Annotated in this window: 20 protein-coding genes; 10 read left to right on the top strand and 10 right to left on the bottom strand. The window is 72.7% G+C overall.

Going from position 1 to position 23,919, the window contains the following annotated elements; translation table 11 throughout:
- The first annotated feature begins 24 nt into the window (after positions 1–24).
- The gene (locus tag ACQB60_RS18905; RefSeq protein ID WP_496927176.1) at positions 25–1,017 is read left to right on the top strand and encodes a hypothetical protein; all 993 of its coding nucleotides are present in this window, start codon (positions 25–27) and stop codon (positions 1,015–1,017) included.
- Here ACQB60_RS18905 and ACQB60_RS18910 read toward each other — a convergent pair.
- The gene (locus ACQB60_RS18910) at positions 950–2,065 is read right to left on the bottom strand and encodes a PP2C family protein-serine/threonine phosphatase (RefSeq protein ID WP_496927538.1); all 1,116 of its coding nucleotides are present in this window, start codon (positions 2,063–2,065) and stop codon (positions 950–952) included. The two genes, ACQB60_RS18905 and ACQB60_RS18910, sit on opposite strands and share 68 nt — an antisense overlap.
- A gap of 266 nt (positions 2,066–2,331) precedes the next feature.
- On the opposite strand from ACQB60_RS18910, the gene ACQB60_RS18915 reads away from it, so the two are divergent.
- Complete coding sequence (locus ACQB60_RS18915; protein ID WP_496927177.1) at positions 2,332–3,363, top strand: methyltransferase; 1,032 nt, start codon at positions 2,332–2,334, stop codon at positions 3,361–3,363.
- A 19-nt stretch (positions 3,364–3,382) separates the two neighbouring features.
- Here the strand turns inward: ACQB60_RS18915 and ACQB60_RS18920 are convergent, their stop codons facing one another.
- Positions 3,383–3,868 carry a hypothetical protein gene (locus ACQB60_RS18920; RefSeq protein ID WP_496927178.1) on the bottom strand — a complete coding sequence of 162 codons (486 nt, stop codon included), beginning with the start codon at positions 3,866–3,868 and terminating at the stop codon, positions 3,383–3,385.
- A gap of 112 nt (positions 3,869–3,980) precedes the next feature.
- Entirely contained in the window at positions 3,981–5,768 is a 1,788-nt protein-coding gene (locus ACQB60_RS18925) for an AfsR/SARP family transcriptional regulator (RefSeq protein WP_496927179.1), read from the bottom strand.
- Positions 5,769–6,007: 239 nt separating this feature from the next.
- Here ACQB60_RS18925 and ACQB60_RS18930 point away from each other — a divergent pair, with 239 nt between their 5' ends.
- A complete protein-coding gene (locus ACQB60_RS18930; protein WP_496927180.1) occupies positions 6,008–6,619 on the top strand; it encodes a hypothetical protein in 612 nt (203 codons plus the stop codon).
- Here the strand turns inward: ACQB60_RS18930 and ACQB60_RS18935 are convergent.
- On the bottom strand, positions 6,600–7,262 hold the full coding sequence (locus ACQB60_RS18935; protein WP_496927181.1) for an alpha/beta fold hydrolase: 663 nt from the start codon (positions 7,260–7,262) through the stop codon (positions 6,600–6,602). The genes ACQB60_RS18930 and ACQB60_RS18935 overlap by 20 nt on opposite strands.
- A 127-nt stretch (positions 7,263–7,389) precedes the next feature.
- Between ACQB60_RS18935 and ACQB60_RS18940 the strand changes: the two genes are divergently transcribed.
- Together ACQB60_RS18940 and ACQB60_RS18945 are read left to right on the top strand one after the other, a co-directional pair.
- Positions 7,390–7,938, top strand: a complete 549-nt coding sequence (locus tag ACQB60_RS18940; RefSeq protein ID WP_496927182.1) for a hypothetical protein — start codon at positions 7,390–7,392, stop codon at positions 7,936–7,938.
- Between the two features lie 40 nt (positions 7,939–7,978).
- Positions 7,979–8,731 (top strand): hypothetical protein, encoded by a 753-nt coding sequence (locus ACQB60_RS18945; RefSeq protein WP_496927183.1) that lies wholly within the window; start codon positions 7,979–7,981, stop codon positions 8,729–8,731.
- Positions 8,732–8,797: 66 nt separating this feature from the next.
- On the opposite strand, the gene ACQB60_RS18950 is transcribed toward ACQB60_RS18945, so the two are convergent.
- The gene (locus ACQB60_RS18950) at positions 8,798–10,015 is read right to left on the bottom strand and encodes a PucR family transcriptional regulator (protein WP_496927184.1); all 1,218 of its coding nucleotides are present in this window, start codon (positions 10,013–10,015) and stop codon (positions 8,798–8,800) included.
- A 160-nt stretch (positions 10,016–10,175) separates the two neighbouring features.
- Here ACQB60_RS18950 and ACQB60_RS18955 point away from each other — a divergent pair, with 160 nt between their 5' ends.
- A complete protein-coding gene (locus tag ACQB60_RS18955; protein ID WP_496927185.1) occupies positions 10,176–11,702 on the top strand; it encodes a flavin-containing monooxygenase in 1,527 nt (508 codons plus the stop codon).
- A gap of 61 nt (positions 11,703–11,763) precedes the next feature.
- Positions 11,764–12,750: an alpha/beta hydrolase gene (locus tag ACQB60_RS18960; protein WP_496927186.1), complete on the top strand. Its 987-nt coding sequence runs from the start codon at positions 11,764–11,766 to the stop codon at positions 12,748–12,750.
- Positions 12,751–12,903: 153 nt separating this feature from the next.
- On the opposite strand, the gene gad is transcribed toward ACQB60_RS18960, so the two are convergent.
- Complete coding sequence (gad, locus tag ACQB60_RS18965) at positions 12,904–14,283, bottom strand: glutamate decarboxylase (RefSeq protein ID WP_496927187.1); 1,380 nt, start codon at positions 14,281–14,283, stop codon at positions 12,904–12,906.
- Between the two features lie 143 nt (positions 14,284–14,426).
- On the opposite strand from gad, the gene ACQB60_RS18970 reads away from it, so the two are divergent.
- Together ACQB60_RS18970 and ACQB60_RS18975 are read left to right on the top strand one after the other, a co-directional pair.
- Positions 14,427–17,618, top strand: coding sequence for an ATP-binding protein (locus tag ACQB60_RS18970; protein ID WP_496927188.1), 3,192 nt, complete (start codon positions 14,427–14,429; stop codon positions 17,616–17,618).
- 102 nt (positions 17,619–17,720) lie between these two features.
- Positions 17,721–18,815: a PP2C family protein-serine/threonine phosphatase gene (locus tag ACQB60_RS18975; RefSeq protein WP_496927189.1), complete on the top strand. Its 1,095-nt coding sequence runs from the start codon at positions 17,721–17,723 to the stop codon at positions 18,813–18,815.
- Here ACQB60_RS18975 and ACQB60_RS18980 read toward each other — a convergent pair.
- Positions 18,796–19,707 carry a LysR family transcriptional regulator gene (locus ACQB60_RS18980; protein WP_496927190.1) on the bottom strand — a complete coding sequence of 304 codons (912 nt, stop codon included), beginning with the start codon at positions 19,705–19,707 and terminating at the stop codon, positions 18,796–18,798. The two genes, ACQB60_RS18975 and ACQB60_RS18980, sit on opposite strands and share 20 nt — an antisense overlap.
- Positions 19,708–19,960: 253 nt before the next feature.
- On the opposite strand from ACQB60_RS18980, the gene ACQB60_RS18985 reads away from it, so the two are divergent.
- Positions 19,961–20,998: a YncE family protein gene (locus ACQB60_RS18985; RefSeq protein WP_496927191.1), complete on the top strand. Its 1,038-nt coding sequence runs from the start codon at positions 19,961–19,963 to the stop codon at positions 20,996–20,998.
- A 150-nt stretch (positions 20,999–21,148) separates the two neighbouring features.
- Here ACQB60_RS18985 and ACQB60_RS18990 read toward each other — a convergent pair whose 3' ends face one another.
- From ACQB60_RS18990 to ACQB60_RS19000, 3 genes are all read right to left on the bottom strand, one after another.
- Entirely contained in the window at positions 21,149–21,538 is a 390-nt protein-coding gene (locus ACQB60_RS18990; protein ID WP_496927192.1) for a GntR family transcriptional regulator, read from the bottom strand.
- 124 nt (positions 21,539–21,662) lie between these two features.
- The gene (locus ACQB60_RS18995; RefSeq protein ID WP_496927193.1) at positions 21,663–22,655 is read right to left on the bottom strand and encodes an ABC transporter permease; all 993 of its coding nucleotides are present in this window, start codon (positions 22,653–22,655) and stop codon (positions 21,663–21,665) included.
- A complete protein-coding gene (locus ACQB60_RS19000; RefSeq protein ID WP_496927194.1) occupies positions 22,652–23,599 on the bottom strand; it encodes an ABC transporter ATP-binding protein in 948 nt (315 codons plus the stop codon). Before ACQB60_RS19000 ends, ACQB60_RS18995 begins: the two co-directional genes overlap by 4 nt.
- Between the last annotated feature and the right edge of the window lie 320 nt (positions 23,600–23,919).

The raw sequence follows: 23,919 nt of genomic DNA on the forward strand, positions 1-23,919 counted from the left end.
GTCCTGCCGAGGAAGGGACGTCCAGTGGAACGCTGGGACAGGATCGGTCGGTTCGCGGGATACGGGGCGGCCCTGTCGCTGCTGCCCTATCTGCTGATCAAGGTGGTGTGGGTCGTCGGCTCGCTGCTGGGCCTGATATCGATCGGTGAAGGTGACAGCAGAGCCGGGTGGGTGCTCCTCAACACCGTCACCATCGGCATGGCGGCGATCGGCATCGCCCTGGGGCTCGCTCTGGTGCGGCCCTGGGGGACGCGGATCCCGGGGTGGCTGGTCGCCTTCTGCGCCTGGACGGGGTCGGGCTTCCTCGTATCGGTCCTGCCCTTTGCCGTGCTCAGTCCGATCCTGGACTCTGCGCGCGGCGGTACGGCCGACAGCGGGAGCGAGGGCGCCATGCCCGGGTGGATGGGCGCGCTGCTCCAGTTCAGCTTCATCGGGATGGGGCTGGGGCTGGTCGGTGCGCTGCCCGCCTATCTGCGGCGGCGCTGGCCGGAGGCGTTCATCCGTCGCGTGGGCAAGGGCTCTGACGCCCGCGCGCTTTGGGCGGCCGCCCTCGCCGCCCTCGTCGGTGTGGCCTGGCTGTGCTGGGCAGCCGGTGTCACTGTGGGCCTCGCGCACCCGGCCGAGCGGCACACCAACTGGTATCTGCTGACCGGCCTGGGCGCGCTCTGGGCCCTCGCCGGCGCCGCCGCGGTGTGGATGCTCGCCCGGGCCCGGACCGTCCGGCTGCCCCACCCGCTCCTGCTCGGGCTCACCTGGATCGGATCAGGTTCGCTCTTCGCGTGGAGCAGCTGGAAACTTCCCCTCACCCTGCTCGTCGCCCTGACCCACCCGAGCGATGTCACCCCGCCGGAGTTCCCCGCCGTCGCGGCAGTGCTGCACCTCGCCGCCGTCGTGGCGGGGACGGTCATGCTGAAGACCCTTGTGTCCGTGGCCGCGCCGACGCGCGTGCTCAGAGGTGGAGCGCTGCCGCCGTCTCCAGAGGGCGCGTGCGCGACGGGACACGGCGGATCGCGATGATCGCCGCGTCGTCGCCCAGTGGACCTCCGCTGTGTGCGAGCAGGTCGTGCTCGAGGCGGTCCACCAGATCTTCGGGGGTCGCCCCTGACTCGCGGGCGAGCTGCGCCATGCGCTGTCGTACGGGATAGAAGGTGCCGTCGCGGGAGCGGCACTCGTTCACGCCGTCCGTGTAGAGGAGGAGGGTGTCGCCCTCCGAGAAGGGGAGGCGGGTGGGTGAGGTGGGCATGGCCACGCCGAGTGTGGCCATGCCCAGGGGCAGGCCCGGCTCGACCTCGGGGGAGCGGACCGTGCCGTCGGCGCCGACGATCAGCGGTGGCTCGTGGCCGTAGGCGAGGACGTCGACCGTGCCGGGAGTGTCGTCGCACAGCTGCAGCAGGACGGCCGTGGAGAAGAGCTCCGCCGGGGCCGCTTCGATGCCCGGTCCGTCCTTCCAGTGCCAGGCCCAGGTGTTGTAGCGCTGCACGGCGCTCTCCAGGCGGTGCCCGACCTCGCTCAGGTCCTCCTTGTGATACGCCGCTTCGCGGAAACAGCCCAGCAGCGCCGCGGACGCCGAGACCGCGGGCAGCCCCTTGCCGCTCACGTCGCCGAGCACCGCCCGTATCCCGTACGGCGACGGCTGGATGTCGTACCAGTCGCCGCCCAGGCGCGCGGCGCTCGCCGAGGGCCGGTACAGGTCGGCGATGTGCAGGTCGTGGACGCGGCTGGGGATGGGCCGCAGGACCGCCCGCTGCGTGGCCTCGGCGACCTCCGTGACCGCCCGGAGCGTGACCCGGGTCCGCTCGCGGTGCCACGCGACGAGCACGCCGAGCAGCCCGCCGACACCGATGAGCAGCGCCACGACGACCGCCACGTCGTGGGAGAGGTCGAACCCGTCGCTCCACAGCGTCAGATGCGCGGTGAGGATCAGCAGCCCGACCACCGTCGTGGCGAGCACCGACGAGAACAGTGCGATGCCGATCGGCAGCAAGGCCAGCAGGACGCCCGCGGGGAAGTCCCACGGCGTCACCCGGTTCACCTCGTGGGCGCCCATCACGGCGAGCCCCGTCACCAGCAAGGCAGCGGACCAACCCCCCGAGACACGCGCCCGGCCGGACCGGAAGTCACGCGTCAGGCTGAAGCGCCCGCCACCCCTCGCGTCTTTCACGTACATCCCGACCAGTCTCGGAACCTCCCACCGCGCTGACCAGGGTCGGAAGTCCCTGGTGGTCCCGGACCGGACGGGCTTCGGGGTCGGCTTTCCGGTCGGCTTCTCCCGTGCCCGGAATCAGCCGGTGCGCCCTGGCGCGCACGGGCCCCTGCTGCTCTAGTGGGCCCGTGGACGCTGACGAACGCCAGGCCGCCCTGGCGCGGCAGAGCGGGGCCCGGCTGATCGAAGAGGCCCTGGGATATGTGGTGCCCGCGGCGCTGCGGGCGGTGACCCTGTGCGGGATCGCGGACCATCTGGGCGAGGGCCCGCGCACCGCGGCGGAGTTGGCCCGGGCCAGCGGCACCGACGCGGGCAACCTGCACCGGATGCTGCGGCTGCTCGCCACGCGCGGGCTGTTCAGCGAGGACGAGGAGGGGCGCTTCCGCCTGACCGAGACGGGCTACGGGCTGCGCTCGGACGTGCCCGGCTCCGTGCGCGGCGCGGTCCTCATGAACACCGACCCCGCCTTCTGGCTGCCGCTCGGGCAGTTGGAGCGGTGCCTGCGGGAGGGCACCTCGGCGTTCGAGGGCATCTTCGGCCGGCCGTTCTTCGAGCACTTCGGCCAGGACCCGCAGACCGCCGCCGTCTTCCACGACGGCATGGCCGCCAAGTCCGCCGTGGAGGACCAGCCGATCGCCGAGGCGTCCGACCTGCCCGACCGGGGCACGGTCGTGGACATCGGCGGGGGACACGGCGGCTACCTCGCCGCAGCCCTGCGGCCGGCCCCCGGCCTGACCGGGATCCTCTACGACGAGGCGCACGTCCTGGACGGACACGTGCTCGCCGACGACGCGCGCATCGCGGGCCGCTGGCGCACCGCCGAAGGCGACTTCTTCGACGAGGTGCCGGCCGGTGACGTCCTCGTACTGAAGCGGATCCTGCACGACTGGCGCGACGACCAGTGCGTGACGGTGCTGCGCGCCTGCCGCCGCGCACTGTCGGACGGCGGCCGGGTGCTCGTGATCGACGCCGTCATCGAGCCCGGCGACAAGCCGCATCCGGCCAAGGTCCTCGACCTGCTGATGATGGCGTCGCTGGAGGGGCGCGAACGCACCGAGGAGGAGTTCCGGGCCCTGTTCGCGCAGGCCGGGCTGCGCCTGCGGCGGGTGCTGCCCACGGGGACGGCGCTGAGCGTGGTGGAGGCCGTCGCCGCGGAGTGAGCGGGTGGGCACGGCGTGCTCAGCGCCGGGCCGGGGCGGGTTCCTCCCGGCCCCCGCTCAGCCGCCTGCGCCACCAGCGGTCGGACCGCCACTGCCGGTCTCCGGCGAACGGATCCGCCAGCGTGCGCCGCAGGTAGCGGTCGTCGAGCGCGCGCAGATGGGCGCGCAACTCGGCGCGGGGGCGTGGCGGCAGCTGCCGCAGGACCTCGTCGAGGACGTCACGGGCATGGCGTACGTCGTCGAAGGAACAGCCGCGACAGGAGCACTCCGCGTCCTGCGGGTAGAGGGGGCGCCGCCCCGGTGTGCGCAGGAACGCGCGGTAGCGGCGCAGGGCGTCGTCGGTGGCGCCGACGTAGAGGTAGTAGTCGTCCGACAGCCGCTCAACTCGCGCTGCCGCGGCGCTCGTTCGGCCGGACAGGCCGTGGATGCGGGCGGGCGGGACGAGGAAGTCGGCGATACGAGGGGTGTGTTCCGCGCGCAGCGCGGCGGGCCGTCTACGCGGCATCGGCCTTTCGGCACGCGGTCATGGTCTTGTTCATGAAGTTCATCATGCCAGCCGTGATGCCAGCCGTGATCCCAGCTGTGATGCCAGCCGTGATGCCAGTCGTGCCGCTCGCTCACGCGTCCGCCAGCTCCCGCCGGGCCTGCTCCACCTCGGTCAGCGCCTGGTGGTGGCCGCTGTCGCGGGCGGTCTGTTCGGCGCGCTCCAGGAGTCGGGCGGCCCCGGCCGGGTCGGTGGCGGCGCGGACGCGGGCCAGGGCGGTGAGGGCGAAGGCGAGGGCGGCGCCGCCGAAGGGCTCGGCCAATTCGACGGCGGAGCGGGCGAGTTGACCGGCATCGTGGTGCTCGCCGCGCAGCAGGTGCAGCTCGGCGAGGTTGGCACGCTCGAAGGCGGTGGCGGTGGGGCGGCCCGCCCGCTCGGCGAGCGTGAGGGCGCGGCGGCCGTGGGCGAGCGCGGCGTCGAGGCGGCCCGCGCGGCGGGCGTTCTCGCGCAGCACGGACAGGACGTTGGCGAGGAGAGCGGGGTCGCCGCTGTCCTCGGCCGGGGCCAGGGCCCGCTCGGCGGGGGCGAGGGACTGCTCGAAGTGGCCCGCCAGGCTGAGGGAGGTGGCCTGTTGGGCGAGCGCACGGGCCTTGAGGGACAGGCCGTCGGGCCCCTCGACGGCGCTGCTGCTCTCCTCGGCGCGGAGGGCGGCCGCCGCCGCTTCCTCGTACGCGCCCTCGTAGAAGCCGACCATGGCCCGCGCCATGTGGTGCGCTCCGGTCACCAGAGCAGGAGTGCGAGGGGTCGGGACGTGCGCGTGCAGGGCGGCGCGGGCCTGCTGTGCGGTGGCGCCGCGGCACAGGACCTCGGCCAGGCGGGCGGTGGTGAGGACGCACTGGTCGTGGTCGCCGTGGCGTTCGTACGCGGACAGCGCCGCCTGGAGGGCGTGCGCGGCGTCGGCGTAGCGGCCCGCGCGCTCCAGGTCGCCGGCCCAGGCCAGCCGGATGCGGGCCGCGTCGGACTCGGGGTCGGTGGCGGGCGCCGAGGGGCCGGGTGCCCGGGTGCGGGTGGCGGCGAGCGCGGTGCGGTGCAGGCCGACGGTGTGCGGGCCGGGGCGGGCGCCGCGTTGGCGCTCCAGGATCGCCGCGCACGCCTCGTACTGGCGCAGGGCCTCGTGCGGGAGCCCTTGGCGCAGGTATGCCTCGATCAGGGCGCGGTGGGCGCGCTCGTCGGCGGGGGAGTCGTCGAGGGCACGGCGCGCGGTGCGGGCGGCGGACTCCGGCTCGGCGGCGTCGAGTTGGGCCTCGGCGAGGGTGAGCAGGACGCGCCGCTGGAGGAGGGTGAGGCGCTCGCGGACCGGCTCGGCCCAGGGCGCGTAGCGGTCCTCGGGCAGCACGTCTCCGGTGAACGCGGCGAGGGCGGCGTCCAGTTGGGCCGGGCCGCCGTCCGCCAGAGCCCGCTCGGCCAGTGTCTCGGCGTGGTCGGTGTCGACCCGGACGGCGTCGGAGAGGCGCAGGAGGGCGCCCTGCCCGACGAGATACGAGGAGGGGGCGCGCGGCGCCAACTCCGGCTCCAGCGCGTGGCGGGCCGTGTGCAGCGCGACCCGCAGACTGCGCAGCGCGGGCCGCAGTTCGGCGTCCGGCCAGCACACGGCCATGATCTGCTCGCGGTGCAACTGGTGGCCGGGGGCCAGCGCGAGGAGCTTGACCAGGGTGCGCGCGCCGGGCCGGGACCAGCGTGTGGCGGTCTCGGCGCCGCCGTCGCGCAGAGTGCGGAAGCCGCCCAGGAGGTGGACGTGGAGCAGCGGCGGAGCCGCCGGGCGGGCTCCCGCGCCACTTCCGGCCTCTGTGCCCGTACTCGTACTCGCGCCCGTCCCCGTGCCTGGTCCCGTCGCGTCGAACGCATGCGCACTCGTGCTCATCGAGCGGCACTCTAGCCGCCAACAAGCCACTGGTGCGGCCGAGTTACGGGGGAATTACTGGCCGGAAAGCGATGCTCGTCCGGGCACGTCGCGGTGGTGTCGACCGCCGATCACGCCAATGTCCTCCGGGCCGTGCGGTGCCTCGCCGTACGCCGTTGACGGGCGGGAAACCGCTGCTCAGGATGGGCCCGCTCGCGCAGATCGCAGCCCCCTTCTCCCTACCGTCCAGAGGAGTCATCATGCGACGTTCCCGTGCCGTGGTCGCGGCCGGTGCCCTGATCCTGCTCGGCACCACCGCCGCAGTCGCCAACGCCGCACAGAACGAGCCCGCTCCCCGCCACCAGTCGGCCGAAGCGGCTCCAGAAGCGGCCAAGAAGGGGTCCGCCGCAGCGGCCTGGTGCAAGCAGCAGGGCGGCGCCGCGCAGACCCAGTACCCCTACCGCGTCGACCCGCGCACCCAGAAGCTGGTCCAGCTCGGCGGCGAACGGGAGATGTGCACCTTCACCGCCAAGGACGGCTCGCGGATCGCCCTCGCCGCGGACACCTTGAACTCGGACAAGGTCACGCTCGCCCAGCGCGCGTACCTGGACAAGATCGCCGACCCGGGCGGTCACCCCGGCAACCCGTCCATCGGCTACTGCCAGTCGCTCAACGGCACCGCCATGTACGGCCCCGGCAAGCTGGACGCCGGCGGCTGGGGTCCCCAGGGCGCCACCAAGACGGACGAGGTCATCGCGGCCTGCATGTTCGGCGACGGCTCGGTCATCGACGCGTGGGGGCTGAAGTACCACACGGGCGGCGTGATCCGGGGCGCCGACCTGGCGAAGAAGTTCAGGGCGTCGGGAGCCTGAATCGGGTAACTCTAAAGCTCAACTTTAGGGTGACGGTTCGCCGCTCGAGGTGCCGCTTGAGGCGCTGTCCGGAGGCCCTGCGCGGGGCGGCTCGGGCAGCCTCAGGCAACCTCACAGGGAGCCGAGGAACCCTGTGACGGCTGCCGCGGATGAGCAGGGCCGGGCAGTTGCCGGCCAGCCAGTCGTCCCGGTGATCTCCGTTGAGGAGCTCTTGGGAGGCGTTCATGTCCTCCGGGTCGAAGGAGAGACCCCAGCCGTCGGGGTGTTCGCGCACGGCGTCCATGAGGTGGACCGCCGACGGGCCGAGCTCTGCCAGCGGCTCGGCCTGGGTCGGCGCCCGGTGCGGCCAGGACAGGCTGAAGGAGAGGTCGTCATCGACTTCGGCCTCGATGCCCTCGACGTAGCCGGTGCGGGAGAAGTCGGCCGGACGGTCGGAATGCCCGTGCCCGCGCTGGTCCGGGGCGATGACCCGCCAGGAGTCGCCCAGCTCCCGGGCCAGGTGCGTGAAGGTGCGGCCCTCTCCGAAGTGTCCGTGCAGGGCCGGTAAAGGGCGCCCCGGACCGCCGAAGTCGAGGAAGGAGAGGCGGCGTCCGGCCACCACCGCGGCCGCGCGCTTCGGTTCGGCCGGGATCGTCGACGTCATGGCCGTCAGTATGCGGGCCGCACCGGAAGCCGCCGCTCACGTGGAACCGTAATCACTGCTTACATCGTCTCTGGGCGCGTCACATCAGAACGTTGTCCGGCACGTGTGTGAGAGGGGATCTCATTCCATGACGCAGCGTCAGCAACCCGGGTCCGGTGCGCAGCCCGTCCGTCGCGCGAGGTGGGAGCGCTATCGGGTCACTCATCCGTTCTCGCCCAAGGCCCTCGCGGGCCTGTGGGGAGCGATCATCGGCATCGTGGCGCTCGCCGCGCTGCTCGGCTGGGCGTTGGAGATGAAGGGCGGCGTCGTGATCGTCGCGGCGATTCCCTTCATCGCGTCGTGGTTCGAGAAGCAGCGCACGGCCTTCCAGTTCGACCCGTCCGGAGTGCGGGTGGGCGAGGTCCTGCTGCCGTGGTCCGACGTCAGCCAGTTCGTGGTCGCGACGCCGCAGGGCGGCCGGCAGGCGCTGCTCGGCGTGCGGCTGCGGCCCGGCGCGGCGCTGCCGCCCCACGCCTCCGTACCGCCGCCGCACCCCGACATGCCGGCACACCTCCATGTCGCCGTCCAAGGGCGGAAGTTCGAGCTGGCGCAGATGATCCGCAAGGCGCGCCAGTACGCTCCGTCGCAGGTGCAGATCGTGGTCGCGGACCCGTCCGGCGAACGCGTAGCGGCTTGAAGGGGGAGTGGGAATGGGCGTGGGAGTGGGAGTGGGAGCGATGACCGTGCGATCTCGCGGGGCGCGGACGGGGCTGTGGTGCGTGTCCGCAGTGGTGGGCGCGGCACTGGTGTCCGGCTGCAGCGAGGACTCGCCGCCGCCCGCGATCAAGTTCCGGGCGGCGAAGCCCGCCGGCGACAAGCTCGGGTTCCGGCCCGCACCGGGCACTCCGGTGACGCTGTCCCAGTGGCCCGACGCGTGCAAGCTGATGTCGGACGGCGAGATCCGGGCGATCCTGCCGCAGGCCAAGGAGTTCGAGCGGAAACCGGTGAAGGTGACCATCCTGAACATGGATCCGCTGTCCGAGGCCGCCCCCGGGACCACCGGCGATGTGCCGCGCGGCGGCTGCGAGTTCGGCTTCGCCCTGCCCGGCAAGGGCGGCGACTCCTCGCGCAACAGCAGCGTCAGCATCACCGTGACCGCCATCGCTGATCCGGCGGCAGTGAAGAAGCGCTACCTGGACGACAAGAAGGACGACAGCAAGAAGAAGGGCTTCACCGATCTCGGCGACTCCTGGGGAGTCGAGGGCTGCTACGCGGTGCAGAACAGCGTGAGCGACACCGGCGCGGACTGCTACCAAGGCCCGTATCTCTTCGAGGTCGGTGGCTCGAGCTGGGCCGACGGCGTGGCACCCCAGCCCGGCTCGGACGCCGAGCCCGCCGAGAACATCGCGGCCGCGAAGAAGCGGGCCCAGACCTGGCAGACGAAGGTCCTGGCCGAGTCGGTCCGTACGGTCGGTGCACGGATGTCCTGATACCGCAGGCCGCCCGACTCCGCAGGGCGCCCGACTCCTCGGGGTTCGTGATCCGGAGACGAGCGCTCAGCCGGTGCCGCGCCACCGCAGCACCTCCAGCGCGGCACCCACGCTGAGCACGTCCTGGGCCAGCGGCCGGGGCAGCAGGCGGTCGGCCTGGGCGAGGCGGCGCAGCAGGGTGTTGCGGTGGATGTAGAGGCGGTCGGCCGCGTGCGAGGCGTTGCACTGGGCGGCGATGAACACGCGGACGGCCTCGCGGAGTTCGGGAGCGGCGCGGGCCAGTTCGCCGAGGACGCGGCGGACGTAGCCGTCGGCCGCCTCCACGTCGGCGGTGGCCAGGGCGACCAGTTCCACCTCGTCGTGGGTGGCCAGCTGTTTCGGTGAGTCGAGGCGGGTGAGCATGCGCTGGACGGTGAGCGCGTCCAGGTGGCTGCGGCGGAAGCCCGCCAGGTCCTCGCCGGTGGAGCCGACCGCCGCTCGTACGGCGGGCTCGGCGGCCATCTCGTCGCGCAGCGTGCCCGGGTCGGGGGTGCCGTGCAGCCAGATCCAGCGGGCCGCGGCGCCCGCCAGCACGGTCAGCGGCCGGGGGTCGGCGGCGCTCGTGGCGATGAGGTCGGTGATCCGGCCGAGGGCGGCGGGGTCCGCGTGGGCCTCCTCGGTCCAGACGATCGCCGCGGTGTGACGGCCCGAGAGGCGGTAGCCGAGGCGCTGTTCGGCGCGGGCCTTGGGGATCGGCTCCCCGTACAGGAGGAGGCTGACGGTCTCGCGGCGCTGGGCGTGGGTGCCCCGGGAGAGTTCGTCGCGCTGCTCGGCGATCAGTTCGGTGACGGCCGCGATGGTGTCGTCGACGAAGGCGGCGATCGAGCGGCTGGAGACGTCGAGGAGTTCGCGCAGTTCGTCGATGTCGGAGGTCAGGGAGAGGCAGATGCCGGTCCAGCGGCGGATCGCGACGCCCTGGCCCGCCCGGTAGGAGTCCAGGGCGGTCTCGTTGAGCCCGCGCCGCACCACCTCGCGGGCGACCTCCACGGGGATGTCGTCGAGGTTGGGAGCGACGCGCTCGCCGGGGCGGTCGACGTTGGCCGAGGCCCAGAACAGGAGATTGGAGCGGTTGGCGCGGCGGGTCGCGGCGGAGAGCACCGGGTCGTCACTGATCTGTGCGCGGTGCGGTCCCGCCAGGGTGGCCTCGTCGAGCTCGCGCAGCCACTCCTCGGGCGGGTCGAGCGCTTTGCGTGCGCCCTCGCGGATGAGGTCTCGGACGCGCGGTGACGGTGGCTCCCAGGACATGACGGGAGCCTAGTCCGGGGAAGGGGCATTGTGCTCCGGGATTCGTTCATCCATGTGCACACTGCACCTGGAGTGAGGGCGGGCGGGGTCAGGAAGATGTTCATGAGCCCGCCTAGATGTTCATGCCCTCGCCCGCCACCGACGTCCGGGAGCCGACCTCATGCCCACGAACGACCCCGCCCCCGCCCCCACCGCGTACGACGTGCTGATCGTGGGCGCCGGCATCTCCGGGATCGGCGCCGCCCACTACCTCCAGCGCGACCACCCGCAGCGCGGCTACGCGATCCTCGAGGCGCGCGACGCCCTCGGCGGCACCTGGGACCTCTTCCGCTACCCCGGCATCCGCTCCGACTCCGACCTGCACACCTTCGGCTACGCGTTCAAGCCCTGGCGCGACAAGGACGCGATCGCCGACGGCGACAAGATCCTGGCCTATCTGCGCGAGACGGCGGCGGAGCACGGCATCGACCGCCACATCCGCTACCGCACCAAGGTGATCAGCGCCAACTGGTCCTCGGAGCAGGCCCGTTGGACGGTCGTGATCGAGCGGAGCGACACGGGGGAGCGGTCCACCCTCACCTGCTCCTGGCTGTTCGGGGCCGCCGGCTACTACCGCTACGACGAGGGCTTCACCCCGCACTTCGAGGGGCGTGAGCGGTTCCAGGGGCGGATCGTCCACCCGCAGCACTGGCCCGAGGACCTCGACTACGCGGGCAAGCGGGTCGTCGTCATCGGCAGCGGCGCCACCGCGGTCACCCTCGTACCGGCGATGGCGGAGAGCGCCGGGCACGTCACCATGCTGCAGCGCACCCCGACCTACGTGCTGCCGGTGCCCGCGGGCGACAAGGTCGCCGACCGCCTGAAGTCGCTCTTGGGCGAGGAGCGCGGACACGCCCTGGCCCGGCGCAAGAACATCCTGCGGCAGTCCGTGGTCTGGGGCCTGTGCCAGCGCTTCCCCAAGGGCGCACGGCGGCTCATCCGCTACGCCAACGCCAAGATGCTGCCCGCGGGCTATCCCGTCGACGAGCACTTCAATCCGCCGTACGAGCCGTGGGACCAGCGGCTGTGCGCCGTGCCCGACGGCGATCTGTTCCGGGCGATCCGGCGCGGGACGGCCTCCGTGGTGACCGACAGGATCGAGACCTTCACCGGGACCGGGCTGCGCCTGGCCTCCGGCCGAGAGCTGGACGCGGACGTCGTGATCACCGCCACCGGCCTCAACGTCCAGGCCATGGGCGGCATCGCGCTGACCGTCGACGGCCGCGCGATCGACCTCGAGGACACCGTCGCGTACAAGGGGATGATGCTCTCCGGCGTGCCGAACTTCGCCTTCGCGATCGGCTACACCAACTCCTCCTGGACGCTGAAGGTCGGCCTGCTGTGCGAGCACTTCTGCCGGCTGCTGCGCCGCATGGACGAGGGCGGCTTCGACACCGCCTGCCCGGTCATCGCCGACGCGGACATGCCGCTGCGCCCGTTCCTCGACTTCCAGGCCGGATACATCCGCCGCGCGGTCGACCGGCTGCCCCGACAGGGAAATCGTGCCCCTTGGCTGACCTCCATGAGGTACACCAAGGACGTCAGGCTGCTGCGGAAGCTGCCGGTGGACGACCCGGAGCTGCGGCTGAGCCGGAGCCCCGCCCACCGGTCCGCCCCCGCGGCCGCCGCGACCCGGTCCGGGGTGTGACCCCCCGAACCGGCCACCCACGCCAGGTCCCCGGCGCCTGGCCGACCTCTCGGAGAACGCCTTGCCCGTACTCGACTGGAAGCCCGACCTGCTCGCGGGCTACCACCAGCACACCTTCGAACTCGGCACCGACCCCGACGGCGAAGGCACCGCCGCCGCGGTCCTGGTCCGCCGGGACCCGGGCGGCGCCGAGGACGACGCCCCGCAGCCCGTGCGCGGAGCGGTCCTCTACGTCCACGGCTTCTCCGACTACTTCTTCCAGACCGAGCTCGCCGACTTCTTCGCCGACCGCCAACTGGCCTTCTACGCCCTCGACCTGCGCAAGTGCGGGCGCGCCCGCCGCCCCGGGCAGACCGCGCACTACGTCAGCGACCTCGCCCTGTACGACCGGGAGCTCGACCTCGCCCTGGAAGCGGTCGCCCAGGAACACCCGGACCTGCCCGTGATCCTGGCCGCCCACTCCACCGGCGGCCTGGTCCTGCCGCTGTGGCTGCACCGCCGCCGCGCGGCCGGACGCACCGAGCCGGTCTCCGGCCTCGTCCTCAACAGCCCCTGGTTCGACCTGCAGGGCACCGCCGCCCAGCGCGGACCGGTCACGCAACTGCTGCGCGTGGCGTCCAAGGCGGTCCCCTTGCGTGCGCTGCCCGTGCCGCTGAGCAGCGTGTACGGCGACACCGTGCACCACAGCCGCAAGGGGGAATGGGAGTTCGACCTCGACCTCAAGCCGCTCGCGGGCTTCCCGGTCACCGTCGGCTGGCTCAACGCGGTCCGCCGCGGCCACGCGGCCCTGCACCGCGGGCTCGACATCGGGGTGCCCTCGCTGATCCTGCGCTCGGACAAGAGCCACTTCTCCAGCCGCTACTCGGAGTTGAGCGAGCGGGCCGACCTGATCCTGGATGTCACGCAGATCGCCCGCTGGGCCGGCTGCCTCGGCAACGAGACGACCATCGTCCCGATCCCCGGCGCGCTGCACGACATCTTCCTGTCCCGGCCCGAGGTCCGGGCGCACGCGTACTCCGTGGTCGACGACTGGCTCAAGCGCCACTGAGGCGTGAGGGGGGATTGACATGTGAGGGGGGAGTGACGCGTGGGGTGGCCGCCGACGCGGGCGGCGGCCGCCCGGGCGAAGCGCCGTGTGCCGCCCGCGACCCGGCTCGGGGCTTCGGTTCGCGCGGCAGCGTATGTGGTCCTGCCCGCGGACCTAGTGATGGAACCCGGGCCGGTCCGGGGCGTGCACCGTGCCCTTGGTGAGCCGGTCCACCGCGGCACGGATGTCCCCGGCGAGCAGCGCGATCGTGTCGTAGCTGGTGCCGTGGCGGACCAACACCCGCTGGATGACGGTCTCTTGACGGTGCGCGGGCAGCGGGTAGGCGGGCACCTGCCAGCCGCGGCGGCGCAGCTCGTCCGTCAGGTCGTAGAGGGTGAAGGGGCTGGAGAGGGGCTCCTTGAGCATCCAGGAGACGGCGGGCAGGGCGCCCTGGCCGTCGTAGAGGATGCTGAACGGGCCCATCGCGGCGACCTCCTTGGCCAGGTGGCGGGCGGTCGCGGCGCAGGCGCCGTGCACCTTGGCGTAGCCCTCGCGGCCCAGGCGCAGCAAGTTGTAGTACTGGGCGACGATCTCGCCGCCGGGCCGGGAGAAGTTGAGGGCGAAGGTCGGCAGGTCGCCGCCGAGGTAGCTGACGCGGAAGATCAGGTCTTCCGGGAGGAGCTCGGGCGAGCGCCACACCACCCAGCCCACCCCGAGCGGGGCCATGCCGTACTTGTGGCCGGACGCGTTGATCGAGGCGACGCGCGGCAGGCGGAAGTCCCAGACCAGGTCGGGGCGGAGGAAGGGGGCGATGAAGCCGCCGCTGGCCGCGTCCACGTGCACCGGGATGTCCAGGCCCGTCTCGGCCTGGATCCGGTCGAGCTCGGCGCAGATCTCGGCGATGGGCTCGTACACGCAGGTGTAGGTGACGCCGAGGATGCCGACGACGCCGATGGTGTTCTCGTCGACGTAGTCGCGGAGCTGGTGCGCCTCCAGACCCAACGCATCCTTCTCCAGGGGGACTTGGCGCAGCTCGACGTCGAAGTAGCGGGCGAACTTCTCCCAGCACACCTGGACCGGACCCGCCACGATGTTGGGCTTGTCGGCGGGCTTGCCCTCGGCCTCGCGGCGGGCCCGCCAGCGCCACTTCAGCGCCAGGCCGCCGAGCATGCCCGCCTCGCTGGAGCCGGTCGTGGAGCAGCCGACCGTGGTCTCGCCCTCGGGGGAGTTCCACAGGTCGGCGAGCATGTGGACGCAGCGGTTCTCGATCTCGGCGGTCTGCGGGTACTCGTCCTTGTCGATCATGTTCTTGTCGAGGCACTCGGCCATCAGCGCGTGCACCTCGGGCTCGGTCCACGTCGTGCAGAACGTCGCGAGGTTCTGCGAGGCGTTGCCGTCCAGGGCGAGCTCGTCGTGGATGAGGGCGCGCACGGCACGGGCGTCGGAAACGCGTTCCGGCATCCGGTACTTGGGCAGGGTGTGCTCACTGATGGGCAGCGCGTACACGTCGTCGAAGGGGGTGCCGGACTCGCGGTTCGCCGCGTGGAGGGCCATGATCGCTTCCTTCGGAGGAGGGCCTTGAGGGGGTCTGCTTCTGATGCTGCCCCCGCCGGGCGGCCGTGGGGTCGGCATCGGGAGCGCATACGGCGATCGGCCGACGGCCATCAGGACGTATGGCACCGCCTTAAAATCAGCAGGTGCACATCGGGATGCTGGGTTCCTTGGAGGTACGCACGGACGACGGCGGCGCGGCCGACGTGCCGGGCGCGCGGCTGCGCGGGCTGCTGGTCGCCCTCGCGCTCAGGCCCGGCCAGGTGGTGGTGAAGGCGTCGCTCATTGACTGGATCTGGGGCGAGCAGCCGCCCGCCGACGCGACGAACTCCCTGCAGCGCCTGGTCTCCCGGTTGCGGAAGGTGCTGCCGAGCGGGGTGGTCGAGGGGCACACGGACGGCTACCGCCTGGTGGTGGAGCCCGACGCCGTCGACGCGGTGCGCTTCGAACGTCTCCTCGGCGCGAGCCGGGCCCGCACCGAGGACGCGGCCGGGCGGGCGCGGCTGCTGCGCGAGGCCCTCGGGCTGTGGCGCGGCGACGCGCTGCAGGACATCGGCCTGCAGGACAGCTCCGCCTTCGACGCCACGGTGCGGCGCCTGGAGGACCTGCGGCTGAACGCCACCGAAGCGCGCTTCGAGGCGGAGGTCACGCTCGGGCACGGTGCGGAGCTGGTCACGGAGCTGACCGACCTGGTGGCCGCGCACCCGCTGCGCGAGCGCCTTGTCGCCGCGCTGATGCGCGCCCTCGCCGCGGCCGGCCGCGACAGCGAGGCGCTGCTGGCGTACGAGCGCGTACGGGAGGCCCTCGCCGACGCCCTGGGCGTCGACCCCTCGCCGGACCTGTCCGCGCTGCACGTCGCGCTGCTGCGGGGCGAGTTGGGACCGCGGCAGGGGAACCGCAGGACCAACCTGCGGGCCGAGCTGACCACCTACGTCGGCAAGCGCGAAGACGTCGCGGCGGTCCGCGCGCTCATCGGGGCCCACCGGCTGACCACCCTGACCGGACCGGGCGGCGCGGGCAAGACCAGGCTCGCCACCGAGACCGCGCGCACGCTGCTCGACGAACTGCCGGACGGGGCCTGGCTGGTGGAGCTCGCCGCCATCGGCGCGGACGGCGACGTGGCCGACGTGGCGCAGTCGACCCTCGTCGGCCTCGGCCTGCGCGACGCCCTGCTGAGCGGGGTCCAGAACGCGGAGCTCACCGACCGGCTCATCGCCGCGATCCGCGAGCGCGACGCGCTGCTGGTCCTGGACAACTGCGAGCACGTCATCGAGGCGGCGGCGGCGTTCGCCCACCGGCTGCTCGGCGAGTGCCGTCGGCTGCGCATCCTGGCCACCAGCCGCGAGCCCCTCGGCATCACCGGCGAGGCGCTGTGGCCGGTCGAGCCGCTGGCCCTGCCGAAGAACGACGCGGGCCCGGCCGAGATCGAGTCCGCCCCCGCCGTCCGGCTGCTGCGCGACCGGGCCGGAGCGGTCCGCCGCGACCTCGCGGAGGACACCCGTACACAGGCCACGATGGTACGGATCTGCCGGGCCCTCGACGGGATGCCACTGGCCATCGAACTGGCCGCGGCCCGCCTGCGCACCATGTCCCTCGACCAGCTCGCCCACCGCCTCGACGACCGCTTCCGCCTGCTGACCGGCGGCAGCCGCACCGCTCTGCCCCGCCACAAGACGCTGCGCGCGGTGGTCGACTGGAGCTGGGAACTGCTCACCGACGCCGAACGCACCGTCCTGCGCAGGCTCTCGGTGTTCTCCGGCGGGGCGAGCCTGGAGGCCGCCGAGCGGGTCTGCGCGGGCCACGTGGCGGGAGCGCCGGGAGCGCCGGGGGCGGTCGAGCAGGAGGAGGTCCTCGAACTGCTCACCGCGCTGACCGAGAAGTCCCTGCTGCGCGCCGAGGGCGAGGGCGGCAGCACCCCGCGCTACCGCATGACCGGCACGATCAAGGAGTACGCCGCGGGGCGGCTCGCGGAGGCGGGGGAGACGGAGCAGGTGCGCCGCGCGCACCTGGCCTGCTTCACCGAGCTCGCCGAGACCGCGGAGCCGCACCTGCGCCGCGCCGAGCAGCTGGAGTGGATGGCCGTCCTGGAGGCGGAGCACGACAACATCGGCGCGGCGATGCGCGGTGCGTTCGCGGCGGGCGAGGCACAGGAAGCGATGCGGCTCGGGGGTGGCGCGGGCTACTACTGGTGGCTCGGCGGGCACAAGACCGAGGGCCTCGAACTGCTCACCGCCGCCACGCGCTTGACCGGCGAGGTGAGCGACGAGGACCGGGCCACGGTGTACGCGCTGATCGTGATGTTCGTGACCTCCGGCCTCGGTGACGAACACCAGGCCGCGGAGTGGATCCACCAGGCGTACGAGTTCAGTCTGCGCAGCCGGCACAGCCCGCGCCGGCACCCGGCGCTGGGCCTGGTCACCCCGCTGGAGCGCCTCCTGCGGGAGCCCGACGCGGTCCTGTCCGCCTTCGAGCCGCTGCGCGACGACGCGGACCCCTGGGTGCGCGCGATGACCCGGCTGCACCAGGGCAAGATGCGGGTCGTGCTCGGCCACGGCGGGCGGGACGCGGACGCGTATCTGGAGCAGGCGCTGACCGAATTCCGGGCGCTCGGCGAGCGGTTCGGGATCTCGTTCGCCCAGACCGAGCTGGCGGACCGGATGGCCATGCGCGGCGAGCTCACCGACGCGTGCGAGCACTTCGAGCAGGCGATCGCGGTCGTCGGCGAGGTCGGTGCCCCCGACGACGTCATCCGGATGCGGGCCCGGCAGGCACAGCTGTACTGGCACCTCGGCGACCGGGAGGCAGGCGCGGCCGCCATCGCCGAGGCGGAGCGCCACGCGGAGCGGGTCACCTGGCCCGGCGCCCTGGCCATGCTGGCCCTGGCGAAGGCGGACCTCGCCCGCTGGGCCGACGACGCGGAGGAGGCCCGGCGCCAACTCGGCCTCGCCAAGGCCCTGTTGGGCGACGACGCCGAGCGGCCCTACGTGCTCGCGGGGACGCACGACCTGCTCGGCTACCTCGCCGACGACCTCGACGAGGCCGCGGAGCATCACGCCGCGGCCTGCGCGGCGGCGTCGGAGACGGGTCACGCGCCGGTGATCGCGCAGGTGCTCGTGGGCGTCGCCGACCTGGCGCGGCGCCGTGACGACCACGCACAGGCCGCGCGGCTGCTCGCGGCGAGTGCGGAGGTGCGCGGGCTGCAGGATCGCTCCCACCCGGACGTGGCCCGCATCGAGCAGGCGGCGCGCGGACGCCTCGGCGACGAGAAGTTCGACGAGGCGGCGGAGGAAGGGCGGGGAGCCGACTGGTCGGAACTGGCCGGGGTCACGCTCGCTTAAATCCGCTACATGGTCCTGACGCCCAAGAGGCTCAAGAAGATCAAGTGACCTTCCTGCCCTGAGCGCATGCGCGGCCTCGCGGCGCAGTGTATGCAGGTGACCATGGGTGCGCGCCGCTGGTTCTGGGACCTGCTCCCCTGGCTGATCGTCGTGGCCGTGGCCGTCGTGCAATGGCAGGCAGGCGCCGAGGCCGAGCTGGAACCGCTGCTCGCGGCCGCACCCGCGCTCGCCGCGATCCGTGGCGGACCGCGCAGGGTGCTCGCCGTGTGCGGGGGCGTCGCGGCGGCCGGCCTGGTCGCCGCGCTCTCGGGACACTCGCTCGGCACCCGGCACCACGTCGTCACCACGGTCGCGGTGGTGGGGGTGTGCCTGGCCAGTCTGGTCGGCAGCGCGGAACGATCACGCCGGGAACGAGACCTCAGCCAGGCCCGCCGCCTGGCGGTGACCGTGCAGCGGGCCGTGCTGCCGCCGATGCCGGAGCGGGCCGGACCGCTGCGCCTGGCCGCCGACTACCACGCGGCCGACGCCGAAGCGCTGATCGGCGGCGACCTGTACGAAGCCGTGGCCCTGCGCGACCGGATCCGGCTGATCATCGGTGACGTGCGCGGCAAGGGGCTGCCCGCCATCCGCACGGCGGCCCAGGTGCTCGGTGCCTTCCGCGCCGCGGGCCAGTACGAACCCGACCTGCCGAGCGTCGCCCTGCACTGCTCACGAGCGGTCGCCCAGCACGCGGCAGCCGGGAAGGAGGCCGAGCCGGACGAGATGTTCGTGACCGCCGCGCTGGTCGAGATCGAGGGGCCAGAGCTGCGCCTCCTCCTCTTCGGGCACCCACCGCCACTGCTGCTGACCACCGACACGTGCAGCCCCCTGGAGGCCCCGGCCGCACCACCCTTGGGCCTCGCGCACGCCCTGGACGACGACCCGGCCGCGTATGAGCCGCACCGGGAGCGCTGGCGCCCCGGCGACCGCCTCCTCCTCTACACCGACGGCACCGCCGAGGCCCGGGACGACTCCGGCCGCTTCTTTCCGCTGCACCGCCATACGGCAACCCTGCTCGGCCTGCCCACGGAAGAGGTCCCGCACGCCCTGCTCAAGGCGGTCGAGCAGCACGCGGGCGGCGTACTGAGGGACGATGCGGCCGTGGTCGTGGCCGAGTGGCTTCTGGACCAGCCGCCCCTCAGACGAGGCCGTCGGTGATGTCCCGCAGCACCTCGTGGACCTGCTCGCGCAGCCACCGGTGCGCCGGATCCCGGTCGCTGCGGGGATGCCAGGCCAGGCCGAGGCGTACCGGAGCGAGTGCCACCGGTATCGGGAAGGTGCGCAGGCCCAGCAGGTTCGACGCGCGTCCGCCCAGGCCGCACGGGGCGAGCGCGACCAGGTCGGTGTCGCGGACGATGAACAGGGCCACCGCGTAGCCGGGCACGGTGATCGGCACGCTGCGCCGCAGACCGAGCTCGGCGAGGCGCTCGTCGATCGGCCCGGTCGCGCGCCCGAGCCGGGAGACGGAGATGTGCTCGGCGGCCGCATACGCACGGGCATCCGGCGGAGTGGTCGCGAAGGGATGGCCGTCGCGGACCACGCCGACGAGCTCGGTGTCGATCAGGTGGCGGGTCCTGGTCTCGGGGTCGAGGTGGTCGAGGATGCCCACTTCGAGGTCGACCGTGCCGTCGCGCATGGCGGAGGTGTTCTCGTACGTGTCCGGCGCGAACCGCAGCACCAGGCCGGGGGCCCGCTCGCGTACCCGCGCGATGAGCGGCGCGGCGAGCGACGTCAGGAGCGCGTCACCGGCGTTGACGGTCAGATCGGCCCGCAGCTCGGCAGGCGCCACCGGGCTCTGCGGCGACAGGAGCGCGCGCCCCTCGTCGACGAACGCGGCGACCTGGGCGCGCAGTTCGAGCGCCCGGGGCGTGGGGACGAGGCCGCGGCCCGCGCGCACCAGGACCGGGTCGCGCAGCGTGCGGCGCAGCCGCGCCAGGGTGCGGCTCATCGCGGGCGGCGAGGTGTGCAGGCGCTGGGCCGCGCCGGTGACGCTGCCCTCCTCCAGCAGGGCGTCCAGGGCGATCAGCAGATTCAGGTCGAGGCGGGCCATGCACGGATTATCCAAAGCTGCTGGTCGGCAGGCGAATTGCCGCTAGCGGAAAGTGTGTTGACCAAGGTGTCACTGGTGCCTGCCCGAGCCCCGGACCTAGCGTCGAGGCATCAGGCGATGGCCGCCGACGATGGGCCGTCAGCCGTCAGCCGTCAGCCGTCAGCCGTCAGCCGTCGCTCGTCACCCATCGCCCATCAGCCATCAGCCGTCGACCGGCACGGCCCACTCGACCTCACCCTCATCCGGGAGAACCATGAACGACGTCCTCGCAGTCATCGCGCAGAACAGCAGCAGCCTCCGCTTCATCGACATGCTGGACCGTCACACCCTGGCGGACGTGGAACTCCCCGCCCAGCCCCACGAGGTGCTCTTCGACGCGGACCGACAGGTGCTGTACTGCACGAGCACCTACCGCAGCGGCTTCTACGACCGGCCGGGCCCGCGTGCCCACGAACTCACGGTCGTCGACGCACGCACCCGCCGCATCGTGGACACGATCGACCTCGCCCCCGAACACGCCCCGCACGGCCTGGCGTTGGACGCGGCCCGGGGTCTGCTGTACGTCTCCGTCGAGGCCGGACCAGCCGGTGACGGCGCCGTGGTGGTCGTGGACGTCGACAGGCGTACGGTGCTGGAGCGCATCAACACCCGTGCCCCCGGCCCGCATTGGTTCGCCATCACTCCCGACGGCACCAAGGGCTATGCCACCAACAAGGAAGCGCCGTTCGTCTCGGTCGTCGATCTGGTGGAGCGGCGACTGGCCGGAACGATCGACGTGGCGGGCAGTGAGGGCCTCGCGCTCACCCCGGACGGCAGTCATGTCGTCATCGCCACACCGAAGTTGGCGCTGGGCGGCGCCCCCGCGGCAGCCCCGAACCTGAGCGTGTTCGACACCGCCACGGACGCGCTCGTCCGCACCCTTCCGCTGCCGGGGCCCGCCGTCCCGGTCCACATCACCGCCGACGGGACGCTCCTGGCGGGCCAGATCCGCGTAGCGGCGCCCCTGGGAGAAGGAGAAGGGGACGTGCCCCACCCCTTGCCGGGACGCGTGCACGTCTTCTCGGCGGGAACCGATGCCGGAACCTTCGTCCCGCGCGGCAGCGTCGAGGTCGGTCCGCTCCCGCTGACCATCAACTCCTCACCCGACGCCGCCTTCGCGTACGTGTCCAACACGGGTGGCTCCACGGTCACCGTGATCGACCTGGAGCTGGACAAGACCGCCGGGGACATCGTCATCGGCGCGGAGAGCGGTCCTCATGGACTTGCTTGCATTCCCTCTATGGGGAAGTAGGCCGGACGCTGTCGCGACAGCCCTTGATGAGATCCGTGGTGGAGACCCCGGCGGTGTAGGTCACGAGCCGTAGGCGTCCTGCGGCGGCCACCGGGCCGAAGACCTCGTCGATCGCGGCGGGGGAGATGTCGTCGCTGGAGCGCTAGAGCGCTAGAGCGCCTTGTGGAACGTCTCGGTGAAGGCCGCCTCGAACAGGGTGGTGACGTCGTGTTCGCTCAGCCCTTGTTCCCTGGCCTCGCGCATCCACTCCCCGAGCCGCGCCCGCAGCGGGGATTCCGGCGCCGTCTGCGGGGTGGCCAGGGAGCGGGTGATGAACGTGCCCGCGCCCTGGCGCACTTCGACCAGGCCGGAGCGCTCCAGCTCGCGGTATGCCTTCAGGGTGGTGTTGGGGTTGACCTTCGTGGTGGCCGCGACCTGGGCCGCCGTGGGCAGCTTGTCCCCCTCGGCCAACGCCCCCATGCGCAGGGCCTGTTCGACCTGATGGACGATCTGAAGGTAGGCGGGCAGGCCACCGCGGCGCTCGATGCGGAACACGACCACCGAACCCGCCCCCTTTCACCTCGTCGTTTGCCGTTTGCCGAATGTGGAGATGCCGACTGCCGACTGCCGACTGCCGACTGCCGACCTCGTCTGTTGTCTGCGGCAGCCTATGTCGTCCGATCCGCTACAGCGCGTGCCGCCGGGTCCGCCACAGGAACAGCGTGATCAGTACGGCGGTCAGCGCGAGGTAGATCCCCGCCTCGACCCACTGCATGCCGCCCAGCTGCCCGTAAGTGAAGTAGTCCCAGACCGAGTTGACGATGCCGAGCCTGTCGCGGCACGCCTCGGGGGACTTGGCCGTGGTGCAGGTGCCGTACCCGTACACCTTCCCGGACGCGGTGCCGATCCACTGGTCCACCTGCGTCACGTCGGCGAGCCAGGCCGGCGGATCGGTGTCGAGCGGGAACGCGGCGCGGTGCGGGGTGGCGAAGTCCGGCCGGAAGTGCTCGACCACGAGGCGGGTCACGGCCGTCACGCCGAGCGTCACGGCCATGGCGGGAACGGCGCGGCGCACGAGGGTGCCGATGAGGATGCCGAGCGAGGTGGTGAAGAGGGCGGCGGCGACCAGGACCGGACCGGTGGTGGAGAAGGTCGCGTCGTCCAGCCAGCTGTACGTCGCCAGCGGGGCGGCGGACCGCCACCACCAGGTGAACAGCGCGCTCAGGACGGCGGTCGTCACCGTGACCAGCGCGAGGGCGAAGCCCAGCTTCCACAGCAGCCAGCGGCGCTTGGACACGGACTGGGTGGTGACCAGCTGCGCCGTGCCGTGCTCCTGGTCGGACGCGATGAGCGGGGCGCCGAAGAACACGCCGAGCAGCAGCGGCAGGAAGAAGAGATAGCCGCCGACGTCGGTGATGTTCTGGCTGGCCCGGTTGATGACGTCGGCGTCGAGGGAGCCGAGCGGCTTCGCGGGCCAGCCGGCGGCGTGCAGGCTGCTGAGCGTCGAGGCCCGCTTGGAGATGATCCAGAGGGCGCCGCCGACGGTCGCGGCCGCGCAGGCCAGCACGGCGGCGCGGTGCTGGCGCACCATGAGCCAGGCGAGGCCGCGCAGCCGGCGGGGCTTGGCGGGGGCGGGGTCGAGCGGGGCGTCGGCGCGGGGCGAGAGGGTGGTGCTCATGCCACGTTCTCCAGGTGGTCGAGGGGCGGCGTGGCGGTCGGCGTGATCACTGCGGGAGCCTCGGGGGAGCGGAGGTGGGCGAGGAGCACTTCCTCCATGCTCGGCTCGGCGAGCTGCCACTCCTTGCTGAGTGGTCCTTCGGCGCGGACCAGGGCGGTGAACTGCCGCCCCGCCGTGCGGACTTCGACCAGGGTGTGCCGGTTCAGCTCGGGCGGCAGGCCCTCGTCGGTGAGGACACCGGTGACGAGGGTGTGCATCGGCAGCAGCTCGTCGGCCTCACCGGCCATGCGGACGCGGCCCTCGGCGACGACCAGCAGGTAGTCGCACATGTGCTCAAGCTCGCTGAGCATGTGGGAGGACATGAGCACGGTGGTGCCGCGCTCGGCGACCTCGGACATCAGCAGCGAGGACATCTCGTCCCGCGCGACGGGGTCGAGATCGGCCATCGGCTCGTCCAGGAGCAGCAGGTCGGGCCGCTTGCCGAGGGCGAGGGCGAACGCCACGCGGGTGCGCTGGCCGCCCGAGAGCGTGGCCACACGGGCGTCGAGGGGTACCTGCCCCGCCCGTACGATCCGCTTGGCGGACGCCTGGTCCCAGTCGGGGTTGAGTTCCTGGCCCATGCGCAGGCACTCGGCCACCGTGAAGCGCTTGAACAGCGGCTTGTCCTGGGCGAGATAGGCGAACCGCCGCATGGCCGCGGGCTGGTCGCCCGGTACCCCGAAGATCCGCAGGGCGCCCTCGGTCGGCTCGATGAGCCCGGCCGCCAGCTTCAACAGGGTGCTCTTTCCCGCCCCGTTGGGCCCGACGAGCCCGCAGACGCGCCCGGCAGGGATGCGCACGGAGCAGTCCTCCAGGGCCCGCCCCCGGCGGTATCTCTTCCCGAGCCCCCGGGCCTCCAGGGCCCACCTCGAGCCGCCCGTGCCCTGAGGTACAACACCTCGCACGCCTCCCCCTTTCGCTGATTCCACTAGCTGAGTGATGGAATCATGGTTTGCGGGGTCGGGAACTGTCAACCGGAGTTGTGGAATCCGGCGGGCGCGGCACGATGGCCGTGGGCAAGACCGTGAGATCGCGGGCGAGTCCGTGGGGGCAGGTTGAGCCGGGCGTCGATGACGCGGCTGGCGTACAGCGGGCTCGGTCGCCTCGGCGCCGTGGCGGCAACCGGCGCAATCGCCGAGGCCGTTCGGTTCAAGATCCGGCCTGGATGGAGTCGGCGGGGTGTCTTCCGCGGTGGGCGGGTCCGCGCGCGCCGCACGATCTGGCC

It is taken from the genome of Streptomyces odontotermitis, from assembly GCF_050510915.1.
Classification (GTDB): Bacteria; Actinomycetota; Actinomycetes; order Streptomycetales; family Streptomycetaceae; genus Streptomyces.